Genomic DNA, 8,368 nt, shown 5'->3' on the forward strand with positions numbered 1-8,368 from the left:
CTCCCGCCGCCGCTCCAGCTCCTCGGCGTACGCGTTGTACGCCGCCACCTGCGCCCGCCGCGCGGTCCGCTCCACCGGGCGCAGCGCCTCGGTGCGGGCCGCCATCTCCGCGGCGCTCACCGCACCCCCGTGCTCCTTCCCGTCACCGGCGCCCCCACCTTCGCCGTAGGCGATCGAGACCAGCGCCGTCACCCGCTGCGCCAGCTCCAGCACCCGTACGGCGCGCGGCGGATAACCCGGCGCCAGCAGCTGCCTCCCGGCCTCCATACGCGCCCGGTACGCCTCCAGCGCCGCCTCGGCCACCGGACCGGAGCCCGCCACATCGAGCCGGGTCAGCACCTCGGTGGCCTCCCGCATCGCCTCAGCCAGCTCCCGCTCGGCCTCCGCGAGCGAGGGCACGTCGGCTGGCGGCGCCTCCCGCACCGGCAGGCACTCCCACACCACCTCGGCGTGCACGTCCTCGGGGCCGGCGCCCGCCGGCCCCGCCTCGTACACCGCGGGCACCAGACCGAGCGCGACGCCGTGCACCAGCACCGCTTCCCCGGCCTCCAGCGCCCGTGCGTTGAACTCCGGCGGCCCGCTCAGCCCCAGCGGGTGCCCCGGTACCGGCAGCGCCACCCGCAGCCCCACGGCACCCAGCGACCGCAGCCGCCCCAGCGCCAGCGTCAGCCCCACCGGATCGCCGTCGTCCCCCGGCAGCACCACACGGTGCCGTGCGTCCTGCGCCGCGATGCGGTCGGCCGCCTCGTCCGGCGAGACGAGTCCGGCGAGCAGTGCGTTTCCCCAGGCGGCGAGCCGCCCCGAGCGAGGTTCTGTGAGCATGGACCAAGCCTAGGGAACAGGCTTCGCACACGGTGGCGTAGGTTTTCCCCTGGGGAATGTGCCCACAGGCACCTAAACGCGACTGCAATAGGAGACAACGCGCTCATGAGCGAAGTACTGGAGCTGGTGGACGTATCCGTGGTCCGCGACGGACGTGCTCTGGTGGACGATGTCTCCTGGTCGGTCAAGGAGGGAGAACGCTGGGTCATCCTCGGCCCCAACGGAGCGGGCAAGACCACGCTGCTCAACCTCGCCTCCAGCTACCTCTTCCCGACCTCCGGCTCCGTCAGCGTGCTCGGTGAACGCCTCGGCAGCGTCGACGTGTTCGAGCTGCGGCCCCGCGTCGGCATGGCCAGCATCGCCATGGCCGAGAAGCTGCCCCGCAGCCAGACCGTGCTGGAGACCGTGCTCACCGCCGCCTACGGCATGACGGCGCACTGGCAGGAGAGCTACGACAAGGTCGACGAGGACCGCGCGCTGGCCTTCCTCGACCGGCTGGGCATGTCCGACTACCTCGACCGCAAGTTCGGCACCCTCTCCGAGGGCGAGCGCAAGCGCACCATGATCGCGCGCGCCATGATGACCGACCCCGAACTGCTGCTCCTGGACGAACCCGCGGCCGGGCTCGACCTGGGCGGGCGCGAGGACCTCGTACGACGCCTCGGACGGCTCGCGCGCGACCCGTACGCCCCCTCCATGCTGATGGTGACCCACCACGTCGAGGAGATCCCGCCGGGCTTCACCCACGTTCTGATGATCCGCCAGGGACAGGTGCTGGCAGCCGGGCCGCTGGAGACCGAACTGACCTCTCGTAACCTCTCGCTGTGCTTCGGCCTGCCGCTCGTCGTCGAGACGGAGAACAGCCGCTGGACCGCACAGGGCCTGCCGCTGCGCTGACCGTACGCCTACCATGGCGGTGTGGACGCATGGGTCGGGTGGCTCGTAGCCGCCGCAGCGCTGGGGATTCCGCTCATCATCACGGCCATGCCCGAGTTCGGCATGCTCGCGGTGGGTGCGGTCGCAGCCGCCGGGACGGCCGGCATCGGCGGAGGCCCGGTCGCCCAGGTGGTCGTCTTCGCCCTCGTCTCCACGGCACTGATCCTGGTCGTACGACCCGTCGCCCGCCGGATGCGCACCGAGCGCCCGGCGCTGGCCAGCGGGGTCGAAGCGCTCAAGGGCAAACAGGCCGTGGTGCTGGAGAAAGTCGACGGGGACGGCGGCCGTATCAAGCTGGCCGGCGAGATCTGGTCGGCTCGTGCACTGGATTCGGACACGAGCTACGAGCCCGGCAGCCAGGTGGACGTGGTCGAGATCGACGGGGCCACCGCGGTCGTGATGTGATGGCGATGAGCAACCGCACACGGGCAGTAACTCTTCAGGCAGCGACTCTCACAACCGAAGCGTCTTTCACAACCAAGCAGGGGGCAAGGCCGTGGACGCCATCATCATCGTCCTGATCATCCTGGTGGTGCTTGTCTTCATCGCACTCATCAAGACCATCCAGGTCATCCCACAGGCGAGTGCGGCGATCGTCGAGCGCTTCGGCCGGTACACGCGGACGCTCAACGCGGGCCTGAACATCGTCGTCCCCTTCATCGACACCATCCGCAACCGTGTCGACCTCAGGGAACAGGTCGTCCCCTTCCCCCCGCAGCCGGTGATCACCCAGGACAACCTGGTCGTGAACATCGACACCGTCATCTACTACCAGGTGACGGACGCCCGTGCCGCCACCTATGAAGTGGCCAGCTACATCCAGGCGATCGAGCAGCTCACCGTCACCACCCTGCGCAACATCATCGGCGGTATGGACCTGGAGCGGACGCTCACCTCGCGCGAGGAGATCAACGCGGCGCTGCGCGGCGTCCTCGACGAGGCCACGGGCAAGTGGGGCATCCGCGTCAACCGCGTCGAGCTGAAGGCCATCGAGCCGCCGACCTCCATCCAGGACTCGATGGAGAAGCAGATGCGCGCCGACCGCGACAAGCGCGCCGCGATCCTCCAGGCCGAAGGTGTCCGCCAGTCGCAGATCCTCACCGCCGAAGGTGAGAAGCAGTCGGCCATCCTGCGCGCCGAAGGCGAGTCCCGCTCCGCCGCCCTGCGCGCCGAGGGTGAGGCCCAGGCCATCCGCACGGTCTTCGAGTCCATCCACGCCGGCGACCCGGACCAGAAGCTGCTCTCCTACCAGTACCTCCAGATGCTCCCGAAGATCGCCGAGGGCGACGCCAACAAGCTGTGGATCGTCCCCAGCGAGATCGGCGACGCCCTCAAGGGCCTCGGCGGCGCCCTCGACAACTTCCGCCCCGACTCCGGCGGCAGCGGCGGCAACGGCGGCGGCACCCCCAACCCGCCCAGCGTCACCAAGCCCCCGCGCGAGCAGCCCCCGCTCGACTCCTGACGGCACGGGCACTGCCGCCGGGCCGGCACTGCAGCCGGCGCTCCCACCAGGCCACGGCTGAGGCCGGCCAGGTCCAGCAGCTGGACCGTCGCACGCGTACGCAGCCCCTTCGGGCATGATCAGTGGCACTGACGCCGATCACCGAAGGGGCTGACGCGTGACCATATGGGAGGCCGTGGCCGTCTGTGCCGCAGGGATCTGCGCCGGGGGCATCAACACCATCGTCGGCTCCGGCACCCTCATCACGTTCCCGGTACTGCTCGCCGTCGGCCTGCCGCCCGTAACCGCCAACGTCTCCAACTCGCTCGGCCTCGTCCCCGGCTCCATCAGCGGCGCCATCGGCTACCGCAAGGAGCTGCGCGGCCAGGGCCGCCGCGTCCTGAGACTGGGCACCGTCGCCTTCCTCGGCGGGCTGGCAGGCGCGATCCTGCTGCTCACCCTGCCCTCCAGCGCGTTCGACGCCATCGTCCCAGCGCTGATCGCGATCGCCCTGGTCCTCGTCGTCCTCCAGCCCCGGCTGGCCGCCGCCGTACGCCGCCGCCGCGAACGCCAGAACAGCAGCGCCCATCCGCACGGCGGCATCCCCCTCCAGGGCGGCATGCTGTTCGCCAGTGCGTACGGCGGCTACTTCGGCGCCGCCCAGGGCGTCATCTACCTCGCCCTCATGGGCCTGCTCATCCCCGACGACCTGCAGCGCATCAACGCCGTCAAGAATGTGCTCGGCGCCGTCGTCAACGGGACGGCGGCCGTCTTCTTCCTCTTCATCGCGGACTTCGACTGGACCGCCGTGCTGCTGATCGCGGTCGGCTCAGCAGCCGGGGGCCAGCTCGGCGCCCGTATCGGACGCAAGCTGGCCCCCGGAGTGCTGCGGGGCGTCATCGTGGCCGTCGGCCTCGCGGCGATCGCACAGCTCCTGCTGCGCTGAGCAACTTCAGTCGTCGGCCCAGGGCCGCCGCCCCGCCCGAGCCCGCCGCCGCGCTCAGGCCGTGGCCGGCAGCGACAGCCACTCGGGCAGCGTCTCCCCCTCCTTGAGCCCCAGCGCCAGCAGCAGCGCATCGGCCGGAGTCGGCTCGAACGGCTTGACCAGCAGCTTCATCCCCGCCTGCGCCGGCGTCCTGTCCGCCTTCCGGTGATTGTCCGCCGCACACGCAGCGACCGTGTTCAGCCACGTGTCCCCACCGCCGTGCGACCGCGGAACGATGTGATCCACCGTGGTCGCCCGGCGCCCGCAGTACGCACACCGGTGCCGGTCCCGCACCAGGACGCCCCGCCGCGACCACGGTGCCCGTTGTCGAAAGGGCACTCGGACGTACCGGCAGAGTCTGATCACCTGCGGCACCGGAAGCTCCACCTTCGCCGCACGCACCCGCAGCCCGGGATGCGACTGCTCGACCACTGCCTTCTCCCGCATCACGAGCACCACAGCTCGCCGCAGCGACACCGTCGACAGCGGCTCGAAGCTCGCGTTCAGTACCAGCGTCTCCCGCATCCCGACCGCCTCCCCTTCTCCCGTCTCCACCCGCGCGCACCCGCGCCGGGGTGGCACCACTGTGCCGCTGTCCACGCAGGCCGACAACGCAATTTCCCAAGGCTGTACGGGACATGAAGCGTCCGGAAATGCCAGGTCGCGAAGGTCGGAAAAGGATCACGGAAGGACAAATGGCGAAAGAGATCGCGGAGGGAATCGCGGAAGGACAAATGCGAAGGCAGCCGGCGCGGTCGTCCGGCCCCCGGCCGGACTCCGGCAGACGGCGGCGCCGAAGGCGCCTGCCGCCCCCGTTCGCGGTGATGTACCGCGCCACGGTGCCGACTGCCCGCATACACGTTGCGCCGCGCTGGGAGCGCGGCGCAACGGAATTCTTTACGACAGCCCGGCGCGATCAGCTCTCCGCGGGCAGCTCGTACTCGCCGATCAGCTGCCCCCGCGCCAGGGTGTGGAAGCGCAGGTTGAACCCGACGAACGCGGGCGTCGCCCCGGCGTCGGGGCCGAGCTTCTCGGTGTCCACGGCGTACACGGTGAAGACGTAGCGGTGCGGACCGTCCCCGGGCGGCGGCGCGGCCCCGCCGAAGTCCCGCGTCCCGAAGTCGTTGCGCACATGCACGGCCCCCTCGGGGAGCCCCTTCATCTCACCCGTACCGGCCCCGGTGGGCAGCTCCGTCACCGAGGCGGGGATGTCGAAGACGGACCAGTGCCAGAACCCGCTGCCGGTCGGCGCATCCGGGTCGAAGCACGTCACGGCGAAGCTCTGCGTCGCTTCCGGGAAACCCTCCCAGCGCAGGTGCGGCGAGGTGTTCCCCTCCGCGTACACCTGTGCGGAACCCAGATGGCCGCCGTCCGCCAGATCGTTGCTCACCACGCGGATTGACGGCACCGGGGGGTGGAAGTCATGGGGGAGCGGGCGCCGTTGCTGGTCGGTCACGTTGGGAACCTCCTCGTCACGCGAATCGCTGCAACGGCCAGCCTAACGATCCGCACCGTCTCTCTTTGCCACCATGACGGGGTGCGACAGCACACCCCGTACACCCCAGCCCTGTGCCCGCAGCCGTCAACGCCGTCAGGTGAGTGACCACGACGAGACCCCGAAGCGGTGGTGCCGACCATGACCAGCCCCGTGGACCTGCCCGAGCTGCCCCAGGCCGACCTCCCCGGCCTCTTCGACGACTCGGTGCCTCCCGGCGTCTACCGGTTGCCATCAGTGGGCCCCGACGCCCTGATGCAGGCCGACGCGGCAGGCTGGTTCGGCGCGGTCGTGGACCTGACCGGCGTCGACAACAAGGCCGACTTCATGGAGCGATGCGCCACCGGTCTGGAGCTGCCCGACTACTTCGGCCGCAACTGGGACGCCCTCGCCGACCTGCTCACCGACCTGTCCTGGTGGGGCAAGCCCAGCGGCTATCTGCTGCTGGCCACCGGCTGGTCGGAGTTCGAACAGGCCGACCCGCAGGACGCCGCCGCCGCGGCCGACGTCTTCACCGCAGCGGTCGGCTTCTGGTCCGTACGCGAAACCCCGCTCAGCATCCTGCTCGGCTGAACGGGGCCCCACGGCGTTCTCCCCCTCGGACAGGGGGCCGGTCCTTCGGGCTCAGAACCAGTTCCGCTTGCCGCCGACCTCGGCCAGCCACTGGTTGAGGTACCCGGCCCAGTCCGTCTGCTGGAAGGAGTCGAAGTCCACCGGGAAGGCGCGGAAGGTGTCACTGCCCTCCGTGAACAGCCCCGGCTTCTTGTCCATCTCCAGCACCACATCCATCCCCCGCGAGTCCGCGACGAACGACAGCTCCACCTGGTTGAGCCCCCGGTACTGCTGCGGCGCGTGGAACTCGATCTCCTGGTAGAAGGGCAGCCGCTGCCGCGTGTTCCGGATGTGCCCCTTCTCCATGTCCGCCGACTTGAAGCGGAACCCGAGCTGCCCGAAGGCGTCCAGAATGGCCTGCTGGGCCGGCAGCGGGTGGATGTCCACCGGGTCCAGGTCGGTCGAGTCCAGCGCCCGCGCGATCGCCAGCTCCGTGGTCACCCCGATCTGCATGCCCCGCAGCTGCTGGCCCAGGAACATGGTGATCGGCGTCTCCCACGGCACCTCGAGGGCGAAGGGCACCACATGCGAGTCCCCCTCGTGCAGGGTCAGCTCCCCGCCGAGCCGCTGGGTGCCGAACTCGATGTTCTGATGCGTCTCCCCGTCGTTCGTCTCCACCTCGACCCGGGCCTGGAGCCCCACGGACAGGGACTGGATCTCCTGGGTGACCGAGCCACCCTCGATCCGCACCTCGCCCTGCACCACGCCACCGGGCACCGCGTGCGGCTCGTGCAGCACCGTGTCGACCGAGGCGCTCCCCATCCCCATGCTCGCGAACAGCTTCTTGAAGCCCATCCCCTTGTCCTCCCCTTTCGGCTTCCCCAGGGGAAGCACGGCAGTTCTTGTACGCTCGGACGGCATGATCGCAGGCCGAGACCGCAAGCCCAGCACGACCAGCGGCGACGCGCACCTCCCCCGGGCCTTCTTCGACCGTCCTGTCCTGGATGTCGCACCCGACCTTCTCGGACGCGTCCTGGTACGCACGACGACAGAGGGCCGCATGCGGTTGCGCATCACGGAGGTCGAGGCGTACGCGGGGGAGGCCGACCCCGGCTCCCACGCCTACCGCGGCAGGACGGAACGGAATGCCTCGATGTTCGGTCCTCCGGGCCACGCGTACGTCTACTTCATCTACGGCATGTGGTTCAGTCTCAACCTGGTGTGCGGCGCGGAAGGCCAGGCCAGCGGTGTACTGATCCGCGCCGGCGAGGTACTGGAGGGAGCGGAGCAGGCACGGCAGCGCCGCCCCAAGGCCCGCAAGGACCAGGAACTGGCCAAAGGCCCGGCCCGCCTCGCCACCGCCCTCGCCGTCGACCGCGAGCTGAACGGCGCCGACGTCTGCACCCACGACGACACCGCCCCGCTGAGCATCACCGCAGGTGAGCCCGCGGAACCCGGAGCCATGAAGAACGGCCCCCGCACCGGCGTCGGAGGCGACGCCGCCCACTACCCCTGGCGCTTCTGGCTGGAGGGCGACCCCACAGTGAGCCCCTACCGGCCGCACAAGCCCCGGAACCGTCGGCCCGAGCTTGACGCAAGCCGGTCCACCCCCTAACGTTGGACCGAGTCGCTGGAAACGGGACGGCTTGCCACGGGCCTCAAGGCCCAGTGAGAGCGGCCCCCGCAGCGAACATTCACTACCTATGACGTACCCCAGAATCGGGGTCGGTTTCGGTGCGCCGAAAACTGACTCCGAGGACCCGATTAGGAGTCTCCGGGGAAACGCGCTAACGTAGTGGACACCGAAAGGGCAAACGTCCGGAGAAGCCGGTGAGACGGTTTCGAAGGAAGCGTCCGTTCCTTGAGAACTCAACAGCGTGCCAAAAGTCAACGCCAGATATGTTGATACCCCGTCTCTGAGAGACGAGGTTCCTTTGAAATACAACAGCGAGGACGCTGTGAACCGGGGGGACTATTCCTCTTCCTGGTTCCGCTCTTCCGCGAATTGTAAAGCATTCACGGAGAGTTTGATCCTGGCTCAGGACGAACGCTGGCGGCGTGCTTAACACATGCAAGTCGAACGATGAAGCCGCTTCGGTGGTGGATTAGTGGCGAACGGGTGAGTAACACGTGGGCA

The 8,368-nt window shown here is 69.5% G+C and carries 10 protein-coding genes and 1 rRNA gene; 7 read left to right on the forward strand and 4 right to left on the reverse strand.

From position 1 onward, the window contains the following. Positions 1 to 822 (reverse strand): Rv1486c family protein (locus tag ITI46_RS31740; protein WP_209243394.1); only part of this gene is annotated, 822 nt, incomplete at its 3' end. A 105-nt stretch (positions 823 to 927) separates the two neighbouring features. Between ITI46_RS31740 and ITI46_RS31745 the strand changes: the two genes are divergently transcribed. The 4 genes from ITI46_RS31745 to ITI46_RS31760 all read left to right on the forward strand — a co-directional run bounded on the left by ITI46_RS31745 (position 928) and on the right by ITI46_RS31760 (position 4,145). Further along, positions 928 to 1,719, forward strand: a complete 792-nt coding sequence (locus ITI46_RS31745) for an ABC transporter ATP-binding protein (protein WP_209243395.1) — start codon at positions 928 to 930, stop codon at positions 1,717 to 1,719. 21 nt (positions 1,720 to 1,740) lie between these two features. After that, a complete protein-coding gene (locus ITI46_RS31750; RefSeq protein WP_209243396.1) occupies positions 1,741 to 2,163 on the forward strand; it encodes an NfeD family protein in 423 nt (140 codons plus the stop codon). 91 nt (positions 2,164 to 2,254) lie between these two features. Continuing rightward, entirely contained in the window at positions 2,255 to 3,220 is a 966-nt protein-coding gene (locus tag ITI46_RS31755) for an SPFH domain-containing protein (protein WP_209243397.1), read from the forward strand. 157 nt (positions 3,221 to 3,377) lie between these two features. Continuing rightward, positions 3,378 to 4,145 carry a sulfite exporter TauE/SafE family protein gene (locus tag ITI46_RS31760; RefSeq protein ID WP_209243398.1) on the forward strand — a complete coding sequence of 256 codons (768 nt, stop codon included), beginning with the start codon at positions 3,378 to 3,380 and terminating at the stop codon, positions 4,143 to 4,145. A 54-nt stretch (positions 4,146 to 4,199) separates the two neighbouring features. Here ITI46_RS31760 and ITI46_RS31765 read toward each other — a convergent pair whose 3' ends face one another. Continuing rightward, on the reverse strand, positions 4,200 to 4,709 hold the full coding sequence (locus tag ITI46_RS31765; protein WP_209243399.1) for an HNH endonuclease: 510 nt from the start codon (positions 4,707 to 4,709) through the stop codon (positions 4,200 to 4,202). Between the two features lie 391 nt (positions 4,710 to 5,100). Then, positions 5,101 to 5,640, reverse strand: a complete 540-nt coding sequence (locus ITI46_RS31770) for a YbhB/YbcL family Raf kinase inhibitor-like protein (protein ID WP_209243400.1) — start codon at positions 5,638 to 5,640, stop codon at positions 5,101 to 5,103. A gap of 180 nt (positions 5,641 to 5,820) precedes the next feature. Between ITI46_RS31770 and ITI46_RS31775 the strand changes: the two genes are divergently transcribed. Further along, positions 5,821 to 6,252 carry a barstar family protein gene (locus tag ITI46_RS31775; RefSeq protein ID WP_209243401.1) on the forward strand — a complete coding sequence of 144 codons (432 nt, stop codon included), beginning with the start codon at positions 5,821 to 5,823 and terminating at the stop codon, positions 6,250 to 6,252. 51 nt (positions 6,253 to 6,303) lie between these two features. Here ITI46_RS31775 and ITI46_RS31780 read toward each other — a convergent pair whose 3' ends face one another. Beyond that, on the reverse strand, positions 6,304 to 7,086 hold the full coding sequence (locus tag ITI46_RS31780; protein ID WP_209243402.1) for a sporulation protein: 783 nt from the start codon (positions 7,084 to 7,086) through the stop codon (positions 6,304 to 6,306). 64 nt (positions 7,087 to 7,150) lie between these two features. Between ITI46_RS31780 and ITI46_RS31785 the strand changes: the two genes are divergently transcribed. Beyond that, positions 7,151 to 7,846 carry a DNA-3-methyladenine glycosylase gene (locus tag ITI46_RS31785; RefSeq protein ID WP_209243403.1) on the forward strand — a complete coding sequence of 232 codons (696 nt, stop codon included), beginning with the start codon at positions 7,151 to 7,153 and terminating at the stop codon, positions 7,844 to 7,846. A gap of 400 nt (positions 7,847 to 8,246) precedes the next feature. Next, a 16S ribosomal RNA gene (locus ITI46_RS31790) occupies positions 8,247 to 8,368 on the forward strand; the annotation flags it as partial.

It is taken from the genome of Streptomyces oryzae (genome assembly GCF_017676365.1).
In the GTDB taxonomy this organism is placed as follows: Bacteria; Actinomycetota; Actinomycetes; order Streptomycetales; family Streptomycetaceae; genus Streptomyces; species Streptomyces oryzae.

What these genes read in the sequence shown, in the direction of transcription:
- ITI46_RS31745 (WP_209243395.1), top strand. Translation starts at nt 928, where the DNA reads ATGAGCGAAGTACTGGAGCTGGTGGACGTATCCGTGGTCCGCGACGGA.
- ITI46_RS31765 (WP_209243399.1), bottom strand. Translation starts at nt 4,709, where the DNA reads ATGCGGGAGACGCTGGTACTGAACGCGAGCTTCGAGCCGCTGTCGACG.
- ITI46_RS31780 (WP_209243402.1), bottom strand. Translation starts at nt 7,086, where the DNA reads ATGGGCTTCAAGAAGCTGTTCGCGAGCATGGGGATGGGGAGCGCCTCG.
- ITI46_RS31785 (WP_209243403.1), top strand. Translation starts at nt 7,151, where the DNA reads ATGATCGCAGGCCGAGACCGCAAGCCCAGCACGACCAGCGGCGACGCG.
- ITI46_RS31775 (WP_209243401.1), top strand. Translation starts at nt 5,821, where the DNA reads ATGACCAGCCCCGTGGACCTGCCCGAGCTGCCCCAGGCCGACCTCCCC.